The organism is Streptomyces sp. 4N509B, assembly GCF_052245655.1.
Taxonomy (GTDB): domain Bacteria; phylum Actinomycetota; class Actinomycetes; order Streptomycetales; family Streptomycetaceae; genus Streptomyces.
In genome coordinates, this window is record NZ_JBQQBZ010000002.1 from 1 (window position 1) to 19,078 (window position 19,078).

At 72.1% G+C, this 19,078-nt stretch carries 13 protein-coding genes and 1 CRISPR repeat array; of the genes, 4 read left to right on the forward strand and 9 right to left on the reverse strand.

What is annotated here, in order from left to right; genetic code table 11:
* Window positions 1–202: 202 nt before the first annotated feature.
* Window positions 203–868, forward strand: coding sequence for a hypothetical protein (locus tag ACTWP5_RS02145; protein WP_443218936.1), 666 nt, complete (start codon window positions 203–205; stop codon window positions 866–868).
* A 125-nt stretch (window positions 869–993) separates the two neighbouring features.
* Here the strand turns inward: ACTWP5_RS02145 and ACTWP5_RS02150 are convergent, their stop codons facing one another.
* Window positions 994–1,467: a hypothetical protein gene (locus ACTWP5_RS02150; RefSeq protein ID WP_443218937.1), complete on the reverse strand. Its 474-nt coding sequence runs from the start codon at window positions 1,465–1,467 to the stop codon at window positions 994–996.
* Window positions 1,468–1,811: 344 nt separating this feature from the next.
* Between ACTWP5_RS02150 and mobF the strand changes: the two genes are divergently transcribed.
* The gene (gene mobF, locus ACTWP5_RS02155) at window positions 1,812–6,479 is read left to right on the forward strand and encodes a MobF family relaxase (protein ID WP_443218938.1); all 4,668 of its coding nucleotides are present in this window, start codon (window positions 1,812–1,814) and stop codon (window positions 6,477–6,479) included.
* A gap of 56 nt (window positions 6,480–6,535) precedes the next feature.
* A CRISPR array of direct repeats spans window positions 6,536–7,087; the repeat unit is 29 nt; unit sequence GTTGCGAACCCTCCAGGGTGGATGAGGAC.
* Between the two features lie 147 nt (window positions 7,088–7,234).
* Here mobF and ACTWP5_RS02160 read toward each other — a convergent pair.
* Genes ACTWP5_RS02160 through cas6 form a run of 8 tightly spaced genes read right to left on the reverse strand, consistent with a single transcriptional unit; the run spans window position 7,235 to window position 15,546 of the window.
* Complete coding sequence (locus tag ACTWP5_RS02160; RefSeq protein ID WP_443218939.1) at window positions 7,235–7,507, reverse strand: CRISPR-associated endonuclease Cas2; 273 nt, start codon at window positions 7,505–7,507, stop codon at window positions 7,235–7,237.
* Entirely contained in the window at window positions 7,504–8,484 is a 981-nt protein-coding gene (gene cas1b, locus ACTWP5_RS02165; RefSeq protein ID WP_443218940.1) for a type I-B CRISPR-associated endonuclease Cas1b, read from the reverse strand. Before cas1b ends, ACTWP5_RS02160 begins: the two co-directional genes overlap by 4 nt.
* Complete coding sequence (locus ACTWP5_RS02170; protein WP_443218941.1) at window positions 8,484–9,014, reverse strand: CRISPR-associated protein Cas4; 531 nt, start codon at window positions 9,012–9,014, stop codon at window positions 8,484–8,486. Before ACTWP5_RS02170 ends, cas1b begins: the two co-directional genes overlap by 1 nt.
* On the reverse strand, window positions 9,011–11,542 hold the full coding sequence (cas3, locus tag ACTWP5_RS02175) for a CRISPR-associated helicase Cas3' (protein WP_443218942.1): 2,532 nt from the start codon (window positions 11,540–11,542) through the stop codon (window positions 9,011–9,013). The genes ACTWP5_RS02170 and cas3 overlap by 4 nt, the downstream gene beginning before the upstream one ends.
* Window positions 11,524–12,324, reverse strand: a complete 801-nt coding sequence (cas5, locus tag ACTWP5_RS02180; RefSeq protein ID WP_443218943.1) for a CRISPR-associated protein Cas5 — start codon at window positions 12,322–12,324, stop codon at window positions 11,524–11,526. Before cas5 ends, cas3 begins: the two co-directional genes overlap by 19 nt.
* A 5-nt stretch (window positions 12,325–12,329) precedes the next feature.
* Complete coding sequence (cas7i, locus tag ACTWP5_RS02185; protein WP_443218944.1) at window positions 12,330–13,388, reverse strand: type I-B CRISPR-associated protein Cas7/Cst2/DevR; 1,059 nt, start codon at window positions 13,386–13,388, stop codon at window positions 12,330–12,332.
* Window positions 13,388–14,938, reverse strand: coding sequence for a hypothetical protein (locus ACTWP5_RS02190; RefSeq protein ID WP_443218945.1), 1,551 nt, complete (start codon window positions 14,936–14,938; stop codon window positions 13,388–13,390). The genes cas7i and ACTWP5_RS02190 overlap by 1 nt, the downstream gene beginning before the upstream one ends.
* Window positions 14,935–15,546, reverse strand: a complete 612-nt coding sequence (gene cas6, locus ACTWP5_RS02195; protein WP_443218946.1) for a CRISPR-associated endoribonuclease Cas6 — start codon at window positions 15,544–15,546, stop codon at window positions 14,935–14,937. Before cas6 ends, ACTWP5_RS02190 begins: the two co-directional genes overlap by 4 nt.
* Window positions 15,547–16,517: 971 nt before the next feature.
* Here cas6 and ACTWP5_RS02200 point away from each other — a divergent pair.
* Complete coding sequence (locus tag ACTWP5_RS02200) at window positions 16,518–17,579, forward strand: hypothetical protein (RefSeq protein WP_443218947.1); 1,062 nt, start codon at window positions 16,518–16,520, stop codon at window positions 17,577–17,579.
* Between the two features lie 551 nt (window positions 17,580–18,130).
* Window positions 18,131–18,472, forward strand: coding sequence for a hypothetical protein (locus ACTWP5_RS02205; RefSeq protein WP_443218948.1), 342 nt, complete (start codon window positions 18,131–18,133; stop codon window positions 18,470–18,472).
* Window positions 18,473–19,078: the final 606 nt, after the last annotated feature.

Below are 19,078 nucleotides of genomic sequence, written 5' to 3' on the forward strand. Positions count from 1 at the left end.
CTGCCGGAGGGACGGCAGCGACGCAACGCCGTGCCACATCCACCTCGAACAAGAAGGACGGTCGGCACAAGTGGGCAACCGGCCGACCGTCCACCTACCGAGCGGTTCCCCTTCACCAAGGAGCAACGCAACCGTAGGAAGCCCACATGCTACGCCACGCAATCCCACCCACATCGATGAGCGCGACGGCACAATCACTCCCGTGGACGCCGACGCCCCCCGCCCCCGCCGCCTCGCGACCCGCGCCGAACTCGCCGCGCTCCTCGCCACCAGCGTCTCGACGCTGGAACGCCTCTGGGCCCAGCGCGCCACGAACGGCCACCCGCCCCCGGTCGACGCCATCACCGGTCAGCCGGGCCCGCCCCGGCCGCGCTGGCACGTCGACACCTTCCGCCGCTGGCACGACGAGTACGTCGCCCAACGCCGAGGCTCCACCGTCCGCGCCGGCAAGCCCGACGACCTCGGCGGCCCCGCCGACTTCGCCCGCGCCTGCGGCCACACCGACACCACCACCATCAGCCACTGGCTGACCGAGCCGCCCCCCGGCTTCCCCGAACCCGACAGCTGGACCGAGCTGCCCAGCGGCCGGCGCCGTCCGCAGTGGAGGCTCCACCGCATCTGGGCCTTCGCCGACCAACGCCCCTACCGAGGCCAACGCTCCGGACGTCGGCCCGGCACCAGCGCCAACGCCGCGCCCTACGCCAACGACCCCCGGCTCGACCTCGCCCGCCGCGCCCTCGCCGACCACCCCGACGCCCGCAACGCGGAGCTCATCCCCCGTCTCCAGGCCACCGCGGGCCCCGAGCACGCTTCCTCCCGCTCTACCTGGAACCGCATTCTCAACGCCGCCCGCGCCCACACCACCTGACACGGTGATGGACAGAAGCCAGGCCCGCCGACGCCGAAGCTGAGCGCCCGGTCGCCCTGTGGACGCACGGGCCGAAGGAACGAAACGCCGTGGCCGTGTCTGTCGCCCGTTGTTCAACCCGTCGATCAACCCGCCGCCGAGGTCGGCGCTCGCTCGGCGGAGGCGGGCGAGGGCACGGACGCCGTCGCGACCGATGGCGACTCCGTCCGGGCCTCAGAAGAACCGACGTCGGGGGCGGCACTCGGAGCGACGTTGGCAGCGGCGTCCGCCGCCACCCTGACCGCACGCACCGTCGACTCCTGGGTTCCTAGAAGCTCCGCCACCGCGCGCACACCCGTCAGCGTGAGCATCTCCCCCACCGCGTCGTCCATCCGTCCACGCAACTGCCGCACGCTCGTCTCCGCCTCCCCTCGGACCTTCGCCGCGTAGAGCTCGATCCTCCGCTCTGCCGCCGCCTCGATCTCGGAGATCTCGCCCTCCGCCTGGAACCAGTCGGTCGCGAGATCCTCAAGTCGTTGCTCTCGCCGCCGACGCTCCGCCGTCCGGGCGCGCGCCTTCTCTCGCGCCTCGACCAACCGCGAGACCCTCCGACCTGCCATACGTCTCCTCCAGCCTTTCCGCACTCCCGCACTTCCGCACTTCCGTGCTTCCGTGCTTCCGTGCTTCCGTGCTTCCGTGCTTCCGTGCTTCCGCACGAATCCTCGATCCGATCATGCCGCCCCTCCGCCAGCATCCGCGCGTCACCATGCCGCCAAGCCCTCCGTGGATATCGGCCGCCGCGGGTTTGTCCCCAGGCGCGCTCCGGAGAGCACGCCTGGGGACAAACCCCTCCGCTTCGCGGACCGATTTCGCTGGTGACAAGCTGGCGACACACCCCGACACGACCCCAGCGAAATCGGTCGAAGCTTTTGCATTCACAAGTTCACGCGTTAGCCTGCGCCGCATGATGACCATCCACAAGCTCTCCGCTGGGGATGGCTACCTCTACTACACGCGGGAAATCGCGACCGGTGACGAACGCCGCTCGGGCCGGCGCGAGCTCGACGACTACTACACCGCCGACGGCAACCCACCCGGAGTCTGGGTAGGCGCCGGCAGCGCCGAACTCGGCGTCAGTGGCACCGTGACCGAGGCCCAGATGAGAGCCCTGTACGGCGAGGGTCTCCACCCGAACGCCGACCGCATCATCGAGCACGCCACAGCCCAGGGCCTGAGCCCCGCAGCCGCCGTCCGCAGCGCCCGCCTCGGCCGCCGCTACTACCGATACGACCAGACGGAAGGCCCACTCGCCGCCCGCATCGCAGGCGCCCTCCAGGATTTCGAGTCCCGCGAGGGCCGCCCACCCACCGACCCCGAACGCAAACGCCTCCGCGCGAAAACCGGTGCCGTCGCCTTCCGCCAGGACTTCGGCCGCTCCCCGAAATCACCCCAGGAACTCAACCGCTACATCGCCGCCCACACCACCTGCACCCGCCAGGCCGTCGCCGGGTACGACCTCGTCTTCCGCAACAAGTACGGTTCGATCCTCTGGGCTCTGGGCGACGACGAAACCCGCCGCCAGGTCGAAGCAGCCCACGAACAGTCCATCGCCGAAACTCTCACCTGGATCGAGAACAACGCGCTCGCCACCCGCACCGGCGTCAACGGAATCGCCCAGGAGGACGTGCGCGGCGGACTGATCGCCGCCCAGTACCGCCACTACGACAGCCGCCGCGGCGACCCCCTCCTCCACGACCACGTCGTCGTCGCGAACAAGGTCCGCGGCCTCGACGGCAGGTGGCGCAGCATCGACGGCAAGCTGCTCTACGCCATGGGCGTCGCCGCCAGCGAGCTGTACAACCAGCGCGTCGTCGAAGAGCTCTGCCGCCGCCTCGACGTCAGGACCGAGGAACGCGAGGTCACCCCTGGCAAGCGACCCGTCATGGCCATCGCCGGCCTCGACGACGACCTCGTCAACGCCTTCTCCAAGCGCGCCCACGACATCCGCGCCGACCTCCACCACCTCCTCGACGCGTACCGCAGCCGCCACGGCAGGGAGCCCGACACCACCGCCCGCCTGGCCCTCATCCAACAAGCCGCCCAACAGACCCGCCCACCCAAGAAGAAGGCCCGCGCCCTCTCCGACCTCCGCGCCGCCTGGCACCACGAGGCCGTCACCCTCATCGGCGCACCCCGCACCAACACCCTCCTCCGCCACGCCCAACAGACCGCCGCAGCGTCACCCCCACCCCCCGCCGTGGACATCCCCGAGGCCGCCGCCGACGTCCTCCACACCGTCTCCGCCGAGCGCGCCGTCTGGGGCCGCCGCCACGTCCTGGCCGAGGCCCGCCGCCACATCCTCCGCCTGACCGGAGGCCGCGGCGACACCACAGAACTGGCGGAACGCATCACCCAGCACGCTCTCGACCACGGCTCCCTGAACATCACCCCGCCCGACCTCCACGCCCCGTTCCCGCCCCTCCTCCGCGCCGACGGCACGAGCATCTACCGCCGCCGCGAGTCCGAGCTCTACACCTCCACGGGCGTTCTGGCCGCCGAGTCCCGCATCCTCCACGCCGCCCACCGCACCGTCATCCCGGCCCTCACCGCCGACCGCTTCACGACCGTCGCCGACCACTTCGACGACGGGCCCCCGCTGGACCCGGGCCAACGCCACCTCGCCCACACCTTCGCCTGCTCCGACAAGCTCCTCGCCGTCGGCGTCGGCCCCGCCGGCTCCGGCAAGACCACCGCCCTCCGACTCGTCCGCGACGCCGTCGCCGACAGCGGTGCACGCCTCATCCCCCTCGCGCCCTCCTCCCGCGCCGCCAAGGTCCTGGAAGACGACCTCGCCGCCCCCGCCCACACCCTCCACGGCTGGCTCGCCCAACGCACCCGCCTCGCCGAGGGCCGCCGCGTTCGGCGCACGTTCCTGCTCCACCCCGGCGACGTCATCGTCGTCGACGAGGCCGGTATGGCGGGCACCCACAACCTCGCCCGCGTCGTTGCCGAAGCCGAAGCAGCCGGCGCCCTGGTCCGCCTCCTCGGCGACCCCGCCCAGCTCGGCTCGGTCGAGTCCGGCGGCGCCCTCCGCCTCCTCACCCGCGAGGTTGGCGCCGCCGAACTCGAAATCCTCCACCGCTTCCGCGCCCCGGGCGAAGCGGACGCCACCCTCGCCCTCCGGGACGGCGACCCCGCCCACGCCTGGCGCTGGCACCTGGCCAACCACCGCATCGTCGGCGGCGACCCCGACACGATGCTGGACTCGCTCTTCACCGCCTGGCAGAACGACACCAGCGACGGCCTGCTCGCCCTCATGATCGCCGACGACACCGACAACGTCCGCGTCCTCAACGCCCGCGCCCAGGCCTTCCAGCTCATCTCGGGCCACCTCGACCCCACCCGTTCCACCGCGCTACGCGACGAGCTCCACGCCCACCCCGGCGACCTGGTCATCACCCGCAGGAACGAACGCCGCCTGCCCGTCCACGGCGGTCGCGACTTCGTCAAGAACGGCGACCAGTGGCGCGTCGAACGCATTGACCGGCACGGCAACGCCACCGTCCGCCACACCACCCACCACGGCCGCGTCGTCCTCCCCGCCGTCTACCTCACTCGCCACACCGAACTCGGCTACGCCAGCACCACCCACCGCGCCCAGGGCCTCACGGTGGACACGGCCCACGGCCTGGTCAGCGCCCGCACCAGCCGCGCGTCCGCCTACGTCATGGCCACCCGCGGCCGCCACGCCAACCACCTCTACGCCATCACCACCGACGATCACACCACGCACGACGTCCTGGCCACCATCGCCGACAGCGCCCGCCCCACCCTCTCCGCCCACGAGACCATCAGAACCATCCACGACGACGCCTGCGCCGTCACGCACCTGGCCGCCGAATACGCCGACGTCTACGCCCGCGCCGACAGCCACCGTCTCGAACGCCTGACCCGCCGCGCCCTCGGCAACGCCGCCGAACCCATCCTGTGTGCCGACGCCTGGCCAGCCCTCCAACAAGCCCTCCGAACCGCCGAAGCCGAAGGCTGGAACCCCGTCCGCCTCCTCACCTCCGCCCACACCGAACACCACCTCACCAACACCGACGCCCACACCGACGACCCAGCCGCCCTCCTCACCTGGCGCATCACCACCCGCATCACCGAGGGCCGCGCCACCGCCCAACGAGCCGCCGAACGCGAATCCACCCCCGGGGCCAGCCGCCCCCTCAAACACCTCACCCCCGACCTCCTGGCCCGCCTCGCCGACCGCGCCGAACGCATCCGCCGCAGTGCCCTCGACGACGTCCACCACGCGTGCGCCCGCACCACCCCCTCCTCACCAGTCTCCGCACCTGCCTGGTCCAACCGCCCCCACGGCCACCTCATCTCCACAGCGCTCGCCACCGCCATCGCCGACGCCCGCACCCGCATGCGCCGCGCCCTGCTCGAAGACGACCCCACCACCGCACGCTCCGCCGCCGCCGAGCACACCACCCTGTGCCGCGAACAACGCCTCCGCCGCACCATGCCGCGCGTCGACCGCCTCCGCGAGGACTGCCAACGCGAACTCCGACACCCGTTCGCACACGCCCCCTGTGGACACCCCTCCACCGCCCTCGAACGCCTCCACCGCGCCAGCACCATCAGCGCCCGGATCCACGCCGAACAGCGCCTCCGCAACCGCCTCCCCGATGCCCCACCCCCCACCCCAGACCACTCCGGCCCGCTCCCCGACTGGCTCGCCCCCTCGGCAGCCCTCCGCGACCCCGACACCTCAGCCAGCTGGCGCCACCACCTCGGCGAACGCCGCACCGTGCTCGCACAACGCCTCACCCACACCGGCGCCCTCCTCGCCACACACCCACCCACCTGGACCCGCCCCCTCGGTCCCGTCCCCGCCCCAGGAAGCGACCTACGCACCCAGTGGGAGCACACCGCCGCGCTCACCCACGCCTGGCGCACCCTCCATGGCATCCACGACGGCAGCGAAGGAATCGGAGAGCAACCTGATCACCCCCAGGACCCCCACGCATGGGCCTCGCTCCACGACCGCATCACCACCCTCGGCCGCCGCACCCGCGCACTCACAGCCGCCCGCACCCGTGTCACCAGCCCCGGCACCGCCACACACATCGCTGCCCGCACCGCATGCGCGCTCCAGCAGCGCATGCTGAACCAGCACTCCCGTGACAAGGCCACCCAGCAGACACTCACCGCCACGGCACGCGCCTTCAGCGACATCGCCCTCCACCACGCCATGACCGCGCAGGAACCGCCAGCCTCCTGGCTCCGCCACATCCCGGCACCGGACGCCAGCGACCCACGGCAGCAGAACCACTGGCGACAGCTCGTCACAGCAGTAACGCTCTGGCGCACGCTCCACCCCACCACCGCAACCGCCCCCGTCGGAGAAGCCCCGAACGACGTAGACCTCCACCCACTGTGGACCGACCTACGCGACGCCGTGACCCTGTTCCAACGCGCCCGCATCCAGCAACGACTGACCGACAACCGCCTCCGGCAAGCCGCACGAGACACCCCCAACCAGCCCCGGCCATCCCCGGCGCCACGCCGCATCCCTCAGGCGGTCGAAGAACATCTGCCTCTCCGACCAGCGTCCCCGCGACGATAGGCATCCCTGAGCGGGGGCTGTAAATCACGCAGGGTCCCCTCTCGTCCGTGAGGGGAGTTGCGAACCTTCCAGGGTGGATGAGGACACCGTGTCCTGAGCGGTGGAGGTCTGCCGCCAGGTTGCGAACCCTCCAGGGTGGATGAGGACTTCGTCCCCGACGACTTCGAGTTCGACCCCGGCGACGTGTTGCGAACCCTCCAGGGTGGATGAGGACGGAGCTTCGGAAGATCAATCAGCGCAACCGGCAGATGTTGCGAACCCTCCAGGGTGGATGAGGACCAGGCGACGTCGATGGTGAGGACGCCGAGGGAGTAGTGTTGCGAACCCTCCAGGGTGGATGAGGACCGTACGTCGGGGTGGCGGTGGCGTTGGTGCGGCCGCGTTGCGAACCCTCCAGGGTGGATGAGGACCCGAGATCCAGAGCCGTGTACAGCTAGCCACTCAGGGTTGCGAACCCTCCAGGGTGGATGAGGACTCGTGGCTCGGGCGGCTGTCGCTGGACACGGCAGCCATGTTGCGAACCCTCCAGGGTGGATGAGGACAAGGAACCGCCGGCCGCCCCGGGCCCCGAACCCGCTCGTTGCGAACCCTCCAGGGTGGATGAGGACCCGACGGTAAAGTCGCAGGTCATGGTGTTCCGAGTGAGGGAATCGCCTCCAGGAACTGCAGCAGTCCGGCGGTAGTGCAAAGCCACAGGTCAGAGCGTCAGGTGAGCAGGGCCCGATCCTACGCGAGCGCACGTCACCCCGCCCCCGTTACAGGATGTCGCCCGGGCCGCCGAGGGCGAGGCCCAGGGTGGTGGATTCGACCAGGTCGGGGGAGCGGGTGGTGTAGGCGACGATGCTGTCGTGGGTGGGGTCGATGGTGGCGGTCAGGGTGGACATCAGGGAGCGGAACTGGGCGGTGGAGAGTTCGCCCAGGAAGTGGCTGCGTTGGGTCCAGTGCAGGTATTTCCGGCAGGTTTTCAGGACCTTCGGGTTGCGTTCGGCGGCCGTGTCGTAGACCAGGATGACGAAGATGGGGATCACCACCAGGGTCGGAAGGGCTTGTAGGGGGTTCCTTCGAGGCAGAGGCGGACGAGTTTGAGTGCTTCGAGGTGGATGAGTTCCTCGTAGCTGACCTTTCGTTTGAGGCGCCGGTGGTGGACCGTCGTGTCGAGTTCTTCGCGCATCAGGGCGGCGACCTTCTTGCGGCCGGTCCTGCTGAGGGAGGCGCGGCCGACCTCTGTTTCGAAGTCGCTCGGCTTGAGGGTTTTCTGGCTGGCGGCTCGTCTGAGGAGGCGTTCGGCGAAGAGGGGCTTGAAGGGCTCGGCGAGGTCGAGGGCGAGGGTGTTGCGGCGGCGGTCGGTGTCGGAGTGGAGGAAGCCGATCGCCGGGTGGAGGGGTGTGGTGCGCAGGGCGGTGAGGACGCGGGCGTAGACGAGGGAGTTCATGTAGCTGATGAACGCGTTGCCGGCGTTGGTGGGTGGGCGGCGGGTGCGGCCGTCGAGGCGGAGCCAGGCCGGGAGTTGGGTGTCGAGGACGGCCCAGCCGGTGCGGCGGTAGTTGCCTTCCTGGCCCATGATCGCGTCGGCGTCCTTACAGTCGGGCAGGGCCTCGCGCAGGACGGTGAGGGCGGGGTCGAGGAGGTCGGTGTCCAGGGCCCAGCGCAGGTTCTCTGCGGCTGCGAGGACGAGGGCGCGGCCGATCGCGGCCCGGCGATCGGTGTCGGCGGTGAGTTCGACCTGGCTGCGCAGGACGAGGGCCGAGGACATGGAGTCCGAGGGCGCGAAGTGGCCGGCGTGGTTGCCGTAGTGGTCGAGGACGTGGAGGGTCACGCCGTTGCGGCTGAGGAGGGAGAGGGCGGAGGTGTTGATGTCGACGTGGTCGAACGCGACGAGGTCGCGGATGTCGGTGACGGGGATGCGGACCGGGCTGCCGTCGGCGCGTTCGACGCGGACGCTGTTGTCCTCGCGGCGGATGCGGCAGGGTTCGGTCAGCCAGTAGGTGCGGCCGACGGCGGGCATCAGTCTCCCCAGCAGTAGTCGAGGTAGGAGCACCCACGGCAGCCGGCGCGCGGCAGGCGGGGCGGCGGCGTCTGGGTCGCGATCACGGCGGCGGCGCGGGCTTCGGTGTCCTCGGCCTCGGCGCGGGCCGCCGCGTCCCAGGGCACGTCGGTGGTGCGCCGGATGAGCGGGTAGTGAACGGTGCCGCCGCGGACGGCGACGCCCCGGCGTTCCAGCAGCAGGCAGTAGTGGCGGACCTGGGCGGCGTGGGCCGGCGAGGGGGCGCGGGAGGACTTCGTCTCGTGGACGACGGCGCCGGTCGTCACCCAGTCGATCTTCGCCTCGCCGAGGTCGACGTCGCGGCGCCGGGTGTAGGTGCTCTCGTCGACGGCCTCGCCGAAGGCGACGAGGGCGCTGCGCTGCTCGGGGCGGTAGCCGCGGCTGTAGAGCCACAGTTGGCGGGGGCAGTGGTGGAGGTACTTGATGTGGACGCCGCCGAGTGCGCCGTCCTCGTCGGCTAAAGGCGGGGTGGGTGGGGCCGGCTCGTTCACAGGATGGTCTCCGATGCGGAGGGCGGCGAGGGCGGGTGGAGGCCGGTCGTCGGGTCGTAGGTGCCGCCCACGACGTACGTGGCCAGGTCTCCGTCGTAGCGGGCGTGGTAGGTGCGGAGCGCGCGGTAGCGCAGGGGGATGAGGAGGTCGGCGGCGAGGAGGGGGTCGCCGTCCGTTCCGGCGGTGAGGTCGCGGTAGGCGTCGATGTCCTCGTGGTGCAGGACCTCGACGCTGTCGAACTGCTCGTTGAGCCGGGCGGCGAACTCGCTCCGGTCGTGGAACGGGTCGGTGAAGGTGAGGAAGGTCTCGGCGAACTCGTCGCGGGCTCGGCGGGCGTCCTCGGCCCATCGCCTGCCCCAGTCCGTGTCGTAGGCGAGGTCGAGGAGTCGGTCGACGTCCTGCTCGCTGAGGGTGTCGACGCCTTCCTCCTCCGTCAGCGTGGTGAGGGCGTTCCACGCGGCGGCCATCGCGTCCTGCTCGTAGGGCCGGTGGCCGTCGGAGCGGTGGACGCGGAACTCGACGGGCCCGTCGGGGTGACGGCCGCGGCGGTTGACGCGGCCGGCGCGCTGGGCCACGGCCTCGACGGGGGCGCAGGTCACGGCCCCCCGGTCGAAGTCGAGTTGGAGGGAGACCTCGACGGTCTGTGTCGCGACGACGAGGCCGCCGCGGCGGGCGTGCTCGCCGGGCCGGCGTTCGGGGTGGCGGCGCAGCAGGTGCCGCTCGATGGCGTTCCGGTCGCGGTTCTTGAAGCGGGAGTGGAGGAGGAGGGCGCCGGACGGGTCTCCGGGGCGGGCGGTGCGGGCGGCGGTGCGGGCGTCGTCGGCCAGCTCGGCGTGGAGCCGTTGGGCGGTGGCGACGGTGTTGCAGACGGCGAGGACGCTGTGGCCGTCGGCCAGCCAGGCGCGTAGGCGGGCAAGGCTGGCCGGGGAGTCGATGGGGTCCTGGTCGAGGACGAGGCGGTGCCTGACCGGGCTGGTGCCGGCGGGCGCGCGGTGGTGGGTGACGGTCCGGCCGAGGCTCTCGGTGACGAGGTCGACCATCTGCCGGGCGAGCGTCGCGGAGAGCACGGCGACGCGGCTGCCCAGCGTCTCCCACAGCCGCATCGCGGCGCACAGGCGGCCGAAGGTGGCCGGTTCGTAGGCGTGGAGCTCGTCGAGGACGAAGAGGCTGTTGGCCTGTTCGAGGAGGACGGAGGAGTAGGCGGGGCCGGCGATGGCGCCGCGCAGCAGTTGGTGGGGGGTGGCGACGCGCAGGCGTTGGGTGAACAGGCGCATCGCGTTCGCCCGTGCGCGGGCTTGGCGGGCGTGGGCCTGCCGGGCGTGGGGAGCCTGGCGGGCCGCAGCGGCGGGCGGCGCGGGCGGTGGGGCGCCGCAGTCGTCGTCGACGGCCTGGGTGAGGAGGGTGTGGGCGACGGTGCCGTGGAGCAGACCGACGTCCGGGAGCCGCTCGCCCGGCGCGGGCGCGAGGTCGCGTTGGAGCCGGGTGCGGGCGGCGTTGAGCGACGCCCGGTAGGGCAGCGTCCACACCACGCGGGGCAGGCCCGGCATGGTGGACAGCTGGCGCGCGGCCCAGGCGAGCCCGCTCTCGGTCTTCCCGCTGCCGGTGGGGGCGGTGAGGATCAGGTGGCCGTCGGTGGCGCCGGCGCTGCGCTGGTGGGGGTAGGGCGTGTGGGGGAAGCGGGAGAGGTAGTCGGGGGTCAGGGGGAGGTGGGTCTGGAGCGGCACGTGGGCCGAGCCGGCGTGGTCGGCCAGGGTCAACGCGCCCTGCGCCAGCACGGCGAGGAGCCCCGGCTCGGGCCTGACCGGCTGCTGCCACGCCTCCAGGACGCGGCCGAGGAGCAGGCGGGCGCGGTCGGCCAGGGTCGGTCCTCCCCCGGCGGCGGACGGCTGGGGTGACCGGGGCGGGTCGGTGGCGAACATGCCGGCGAGCCACGCCAGCAACTCCCGGTGCAGCCCCATCGGGACCTGCACCTGCTCCCCGCCTGGCTGCGGGGTGCGGGTGAACGCCTCGTCCCACCGCGTGTGGGCGTTGTACGTCTCCGCCAGGCTCCGCCTGCCGCGGGCGGTGCGGCCGGCGGCTGCGGCCGGGGCGTGGAGCGCCCGGTGGTGGGTCGCGACCAGGGTGGCGATCACGAGGCGGTCGGCGTCCGTCCAGCCGGCGGCCTCGGCCAGCAGGTCGACGTAGGCCAGGGACAGCACCTCGTGGCGTTGCCCCCACCGCGCGCCGCCCGGCAGGAGCTGCCGCTGGAAGCCCTCGGCGACCTTTCCGGTGTCGTGGAGGACGGCGGCGCGGCGGACGCGGGTCCAGAAGGCGGGCTCGGCGGCCAGGATGCCGGCGGTCGCGACGCGTTGCTCGATCTGGGTGACCGTGTCGTGGACGACGCGGGAGTGCGTCGTCAGCCGCTCGGGGTCGTGGGGCGGGTGGGACTTCGCGCGGACGTCGGTGAGCCGTCGCCTGCGGGCACCGGGTTGGGGCGCCTGCCGATGGGACGGCGGCGGGGGCGCGGCCGTCACGTTGTCAGCAGCCACACCGCCTGCCCTTCGTCGGCCCGCGCCGCCTCGTTCCGCCCCCGCCCCGGCTCGCGCGTCTCCGCGTACGCGCCACGCACCGGGTGCCGGCCGACCGGGACGTCGCACCACAGGTAGTCGCGCCACGTCGTGGTCAGGCGGTCGGCGGAGACCCGGGCCGCCATGCGGTGCACGAGCGCCGACCCGACGTCGTGCCCGCCCACGGGCGCCAGCGCGTGCCCGACGACCGCTCGCGCCGCGGGCGCCAGCGCCACCCGCGCCGTTCCGGTGAGGTGGACGACGTCCTGCGAACGCCCCAGGCGCAGCGGCCAGCGGGGACGGCGCAACGCGTCCGCGACGCGTTCGCCGTCGGCCCCCGGCAGCCAGACGGTCAGGTGGACCCCGGCCAGGAAGGGCCGGTCGCGGATCGTCGTGCCGCCCCTGATCGCGCGTACCCGGCCGGAGACGGCGGGGTTGGAGCCGTTGGCGGCGACGGGGTGGTACGTCTCCGCGTCCACCCCGCGCCCCTCGGCCCAGGCCGCCATCCCGAACGGAACGTCCTCGGCGTCGCGGCCCGTCGCCGCCGCCAGCAGCCCCCGCACCGTCGACGGCGGGGGCAGCGGCAGGCAGCGGCTCACGCCCGGGAACAGCGGATCGCGGAACGACGCGACGGGCGCGAGGAACTCCGCCCGCCACGCCACCAGCGCCTCGCGCGCCGCCAGCGCCTCGCGCGCCCGCACCACGGCCACGGCCTCGGCCACCGCTTCGGCCACGGCTTCGGCCGCGGCCACTGCTTCGGCCACGCCCGTCACCGGGCCGGGTCGTCGAACCAGGCGTCCAACGTGCCCTCACGCAGCTCGGCCGCCAGCCCGCGCAGCACCGTCCTGGGATGTCCGACGACGATCCGCCCGTCCGCGATCTCGCGGGCGCAGACCTTCTCGAAGTCCTCCCGCAGCTCGTCGCGGAAGCCGGGACGCCACCCGACCCGCACCGGCGGCTCCCACTCGCCCTCCCACGCGGCCAGCTCCTCCAGCAGCACCTCGCCACGGACCCGCAGGCCGACCCCGGGTTCGCCGTCCACGCAGTGCGCCAGGGGATTGATTCCGCCCTTGAACGGCACCAGGACGAGGAGGTCGGGCACGCGGTCGCCGTAGTGCAACGCCTGCTTCGCGCCGCCGCTGAGCCGGGCCAACGCCTCCAACAGCAGGGCCGTGCGGTGGCGGCGTTCGGCGAGGGGCAGCCGCACGGCGGGCCGCTCCCGGAACGTGACGGCCGTCGCGCCGGCCGCTGCCGCCTCGGCGACCTGGAGCGCCTGCTCCTGGCTGAGGTAGTTGGGCCGGCCGACACCGCCCGCGTCCGGGATCGTGAAGGTTCCGATCCTCGGGACGTCCAGCAGGAACGGCGCGGCCAGGTCGGCGGTGTAGAACTCGTGGCCGTGCAGCACCGGCTCGATGACGCCACGGGCCATCACGCCGTAGTCCTCCGTCGGCCGCGCCGGCTCCACGGACATGAGCGTGCCGAGCATGAACGGGCTGTCGCGCAACGTCGTGGCCGCGCCGTCCCTGCTGGAGCCGGCCTTCATGTAGCCGAACAGGTCGTCGTCGGCGTAGCGCACCGGGTCGGCGGCGGTGTTGGCCTTCTGGGCCTTGTTCTGGGACTTGCCGACCCGGGTCACGGGAGAGGGGACCGCTCCCAGCTCGACCAGGCTGTCCCGCGCCCAGCGACGGACGGCCTGCGCGGAGACGTAGGGGTAGGAGCCGTTGCGGAAGCGGGCGACCTTCACCTTGGCGGTGGTCGCCTCGCCCTTGCCGTTGTTCGGGGCGCTCGCCCTGACCGAGAGCACCATCTTCCCCGCGAGGTACACCATCACGCGGCTCCCATCTCGTCGTCGAAGTCGTCCGCGTCCGCGTCGCCGAGCATCGGCCGCGCCAACAGCTGCTCGGTCCGTTCCCGCTCGTCCGCGCCCGCGGATTCACGGTCCGATTCGGCTGTCGGTTCGTCGTGGACCGCGACGCCACGCTCCTGGAGGAGCTGCAACACCGTGGCGGCCAGCAGCACGCGCTGCTCCCACGCCCGGGGCTGCTGCCGGATCAACGGCCTCCAGTCCGCCGGTCCGGCCTTCGCCGGCCGGCCGTCGAGCGTGAGACGGAACGCGGCGTCAGTCAGCAGACGCCCCAGCTCGTAGCCCTTCAACGCGGCGTTCCGGTACTGGGCCAGGCGGCCACGGGGACTACCGGCGCCGTGTTCGATCCAGTCGGCGACCACGGTCGCGACGGGGGTCAGGTTCGGCTCCATTCCCAGAACCTCCTTGGCGTAGGTGAAGGCGAGGCGGGTGAGATCGGCCCGGTGCGGCGCGCTCCAGCGACGCCCGGGATCGGCGAGGAGGCGGTGGAGCTGCGAGAGGAGGGAGCGGCGGCTCCAGCCGTCCTCCGCCTCCGGCTCGAACAGCAGCCGCGCCGCCTCGGCCGGGCCGCTGACGGTCACGGCGCCAGCTCCGGCTCCCTTCGTGCGGTCCCGTTGAGTGAGGGAGAGCTCCAGCAGCCGCCACGCGCGGTGAAGCGGCGCGTTGCCCTCGACCAACGCGAGGAAGCGCGGCACCGCGCGACGGGTGTGGGTCACGCGCAGCCACGGGGCCTCGTTGTGGTTCCTGAACGTCCACAACGTCGTGGCGGACAGCTCGGCACGGGCGGCGCGCAGCGCGTGGAGCGCCACCAGCTCGGGGCGGGCTCCGGGGCGAAGGCCCGAGAAGCCGAGGTGCATCACCCGGCGCGCCCGCAGGACGTTGCGCTGGGCGAAGCGGCGTTCGGCCGCCTCGGTCTCGCAGGACATCACCGTGGCCGAGCCGGCGGTCACCCAGGCGCCGTACGGCAGGGCCCATGCCGCCACGCGGCAGCCGCGGCAGACCGGCCAGCCGGGGACGTTGGGCGGCAGTGTGTTCAGCATCTTGTTGGTGTCGAACAGCGGCAGGTTCATCTTCGTCCACGTGACGGACGCCCGCGCGCCGCAGAAGGCGCAGGGGCAGGGGCGGGACAACGTCGTGGACGCCTCCGCACCGTCCGGGGCGAACAGCTCGGCGAGGGCGGGGCGGAGTGCTTCCCGGTCCCGGGGGCGCGTGTTGTGCGTCGCCTTGGCGTTCGGGTAGAGCGCGAAGAGCACGCTCCACCAGTCGTATGCGTCGGTGCCCTTCTCGGCCGTGGCGGCGACGGTGATGTCCGCCACGAGGCGGGCAGCCACCCGGTCCAGGTCGCCGGCGGTGACGTGACGCGGGGTCGCCCGTTCCGCCAGCACTGACACGGCCCAGGCACCGGCGCGTTGGAACGGATGACTCGTGAGCGACAGCGGGGCGACCGTCGCCACGGAGCCACCGAGGGAGCCACCCACGGTGCCGCCGACGGAGCCGCCCACGAGGCTACTCACCGGATCCACCCGAAGCCCTGCACCGTGTCCAGCCCCAGGCCCCAGGCCCGCAGCGCCCGAACGAAACGGGCGTCCGCCTCCATCGCGACCCGCACCTGCGCCCCGATTCGCGGCTTGCCCCGCACGGTGAACCGCCGCTGGGGCCCCGCCTCCAACACCCGCAGGCCGGAGGGCGCGGGCAGCCCGAGCACGTCGGCCTTGTGGGTGAGGTTGTGCTGCAACCGCTCGACGAAGCCCTCGTCGCCGGGCAGCAGGTACCGGCGCTCACCCTTGACGATCACCGGCGTGGCCGTAGCCAGCTCCACCGGGCCGTCCTCGACCGGTGCGTCGACGTCGAGCACGCACCCGCGCACCCTCAGGCGAGCCGAGCCCCAGACGATCTCCGACCGCGCGGCCAACGCCGCCACCAGGACGCCCGCGATCTCGGGGACGGGCGACCCGAACCACACCGAGCCGTCGGGAGAGGTGGTGTAGACACCGCTCCTCCGTGGCGCCCCCTTGAACTGCGGGCTCGTCATCCCCAACGGCCTGAGCTTGTGCCCACGCCACCCCTCGTCGTGCAGTGACCGGGCCAGCGCGGCGTCCTGGCCGGTCAGCAACCCGTACACGACGCCACGCGCCGGACCGTGCACGTCCTCCCACCGCAGACTCGGCGCATCCGTCTCCACATCGACCCTGACCCGCATCGCACCCCCAGGTGTGTTGGCGACCATGTCGCTCCTCCGTCCCTTCCGTATATGACGGATGGACGGGTGGCAGTGCGCGGGACGGCGTCTTCTAACGTATGTGGGACGCACATGTCAAGGAGGGGCCGCTCTCGCGAGCTCCTTGGTTCGGACTTCGACCGAAGTAGTCGCACAGTCGCAAGTGTCGCGAGCCGACCAGAGCGGACGAGGACGGGAGAGCGGCGTGGCCATTCGGCCTCCTCGCCTCTCGTTGCGAACCCGCCAGGGCGGATGAGGACCCGCCGACCCCGACGCTTGGTTCCCGCCCCGCGGCGGGTTGCGAACCCACCAGGGCGGATGAGGACCGAAATCGATACGGACGGATACGACCTGTACTCCATGTTGCGAACCCACCAGGGCGGATGAGGACCTGTGACGGGCGTTGCTGGAAGAGGCCAAGGGAGTCCGTTGCGAACCCACCAGGGCGGATGAGGACCCTCGGTGGCATGCTGGCGGCGCGGCGTGGGCCTCCCGTTGCGAACCCACCAGGGCGGATGAGGACCCGACGGTAAAGTCGCTGGTCAGCCTAGGCCGACAGCTGGTCGCGGGCGGCGAAATTGCAGCGATCCGGCGGTAGTGCATCACCGCAGGTCAGACGATCGGGATACACCAGTGTGCCATCACCGAGCATGCCCAACGTCGGCTGCCCCGCACAAGTGGCAGCCGCGCCCGCCCGGTCCGGCGAAGCACCGACGCGAAGCCCATCCAACCGACCCGTACACGGCACCCGGCAGCCGACCGGCGTACCGCACTGCGCGATGGATGCCTCGACGCGGCTCGTCCATCTGTCTTATGTAGAGGCAGACAGGCTGATCGGAGGCCCATCCGTGCGGTTCAGAGCGTGGCGTGTCGATATGTCCGGCTGGGGTGCCGTCGCCGTGACGGGTGTGGCGGCGACGGTTGCCGCAGGCACGGTGCCGGACGTGATCAAGGGGTGGGGAGGCGACAGCCGCGTCTTCCTCACGGTGCTCTGCGTGGCCTCCGCCGCGTTGTTCGCCGGGATCAGTTGGTTGCAGCAGCGCCGCCGGGGCGTCGGCATCGTTGTCACCCTGCGCCGGGAGGGCTGGCGGGAGCCGTGGACCCACCAGTGGGCCGTGGCCGCGAACGATCACGCCCGGCGCCACCACGACTCCTGTTTCGTCGTCCAGCGCGAGATCCGCGCGCCGGACACTGCCCAGGCCACCGCCGACCCCGACTGGGCACGGACCCGACGCAACGAGCTCGACGTCGCCTGGGAGTTGGTCAACGCCCGGCTCATGGAGGCCGCGACGTTCGATCCGGCCGCGCCCGTCTCGTTGTACGTCAACGCGACGCTGCCGGAGGCGTACGAGTTCGGCACGAAGCTCAAGTTCAACGTTCACCGGTCGCTGCGCGCGTTGGCCGCACCCGTCCTACAGCAACGCACCGAACTCTCCGGCTCCGACTTCCACCCCGCCCTGTCCGTCAGCGCCCGACTCAAGGAGCCGCCGACCGCACCCGAGGCGGCACGCGCCGAGCAGTTGGCTCCGACCCGCGAGGAGACCTTCGCGGGCAACGGCCCAACCGGGGCCGGCGACGCGGTCGCGCTGGTCGTGCACCTCGCGCACAACCCCGCGATGGTCGCGGAAGCGCTCAACGCCGCCCGGGTCGGCTGCGCCGACGCCACCGGGGCGCACGCACGCTGCCGTGCCGCGCTCGTCATCGACGGCGGACAGGCCAACCTCCCGGACAGCGCCGACGGCTTCGAACTCGTGGTCCGGCACGTCTACGCGGCATGGGGAGCCTGGTTGCGCGAGCGCCCGGAGTACGCCTCGTTGCAGAAACGGCTGTTCATCGCTGCTCCCGCGACGATCGGGCTGGCCCTCGGCTGGCTGTTCGGGCACACGGTCAGGCCGGTTCCCCACCCGTACGTCGGGGTCGGCGACGGGAGCCGCTGATGCAGGTCGCGGGTCGGTCTGGTCCGGACGAGCACGTCACGCAGGCAGCGCTTCATCCACGGCTCCACCACGCGCAAGAAGGTCGTGGGCGTCTACGACCTGCAACACACGCGTGGACCGCAGCGGTTCGACGACCGCTGCGTGGCCTCTTCCCTGGTGCTTCTCACACCTGGCGGACCCAGCGGGAAACGGGACTGGCCCGGCCAAGGCAGTCAACGAGTCATACGCCGCACCAGGAACCGGCCGTTCGCGCCGCAACGACACCGACACTCCGCTGCTCCCGCTCCGCGATGTGCCTGGCGGGTCACAACGCCCCCCTGCCGGCACCGCGCGAATTCACCGTGGCGCAGCCGCTCCGCGAACTGTCCGGTCGTCCGGGACGGCTACGGCTGTCCGGCACGCGATCTCGCCCAGCTGTCGCACATCGGCAACACACCCGACGGCGCCGCGCGGGGGTTACGGTTGCGGCCATGGCGAGGGCCCAGACGATCCCGCTGTCCCGTCCGGTGCGAGGGGTGCGGGTGTCCTCACGGCAGACACTCGGAGCCTGCGTGCCCACCTACGGTCACGTCGAGTTGGACTTCGAGCCCCTGCCCGCCGGGGAGCCGGCCATCTGCGTGTTCGCCCGCACTCCGGCATCGGAGCCCGCCTACGAGGAGGCACTCCAGCAGGGCGTTCTGCGTGGGCTCGCGGGCGGGACAGGACGCCTCGACCACCCTGGTCCCGCCGTGGCGGCGCGGGTGTTCGTGCGATCCCTGAAGTGGCACGAGGTCGACTCGTGCGAGCAGGTCTTTCTCCGCCTGGGCGAACTCGCCACAGCGGAGGCGCTGAGCTGCGCGGCAGACGACCGGGATCCGCAACCCATCATCACCCGGGTCCGCCTGTACACCTGACCGGTCAACGAGCTCGGCACCGTATGCGCGAAGGAGTCGAGAACGCCCGTCTGAGCCCGTAAGCTGACCGCCGGCGATGGCGCGGGCCGTTCGATGGTCCCAAGCCAGCGGCTCACAAGTAACGCTCTGACCAGCACAGATGCACTACCGACGGCTCGCTGCACAACCCCTTCCGAGGGTCCGCTACGGCAACGCGCTGACCAGCGACTTTACCCTCGGGTCCTCATCCACCCTGGAGGGTTCGCAACCAGACGACTTCGGCCTTCACCGTGGCGACCGCCCGTCCTCATCCGCCCTGGAGGGTTCGCAACGTGACCTGGATGATGTTCCATCGCTGACCGTTGATCTGGTCCTCATCCGCCCTGGAGGGTTCGCAACCTTCACGTCGAGTTCGATCGTCCGGTACATGTAGGCGGGTCCTCATCCGCCCTGGAGGGTTCGCAACAGGTCGTGCGCTCCGGCACGTCGCTCACGGGGGTGGTCCTCATCCGCCCTGGAGGGTTCGCAACCATGCGATGGGCGGGTAGCGCTTGGGGGCTGTGGTCGCCGTGACCTCCGGCACCGGGTCCGTGATCGCAGCCGACACCTGCCGCTCAGCCGACGCCA

Bases quoted from the DNA above. Each gene is read 5' to 3' on its own strand.
- ACTWP5_RS02150 (WP_443218937.1), bottom strand. From the start codon at position 1,467: ATGGCAGGTCGGAGGGTCTCGCGGTTGGTCGAGGCGCGAGAGAAGGCG.
- mobF (WP_443218938.1), top strand. From the start codon at position 1,812: ATGATGACCATCCACAAGCTCTCCGCTGGGGATGGCTACCTCTACTAC.
- cas1b (WP_443218940.1), bottom strand. From the start codon at position 8,484: ATGCCCGCCGTCGGCCGCACCTACTGGCTGACCGAACCCTGCCGCATC.
- cas7i (WP_443218944.1), bottom strand. From the start codon at position 13,388: ATGGTGTACCTCGCGGGGAAGATGGTGCTCTCGGTCAGGGCGAGCGCC.
- ACTWP5_RS02200 (WP_443218947.1), top strand. From the start codon at position 16,518: ATGTCCGGCTGGGGTGCCGTCGCCGTGACGGGTGTGGCGGCGACGGTT.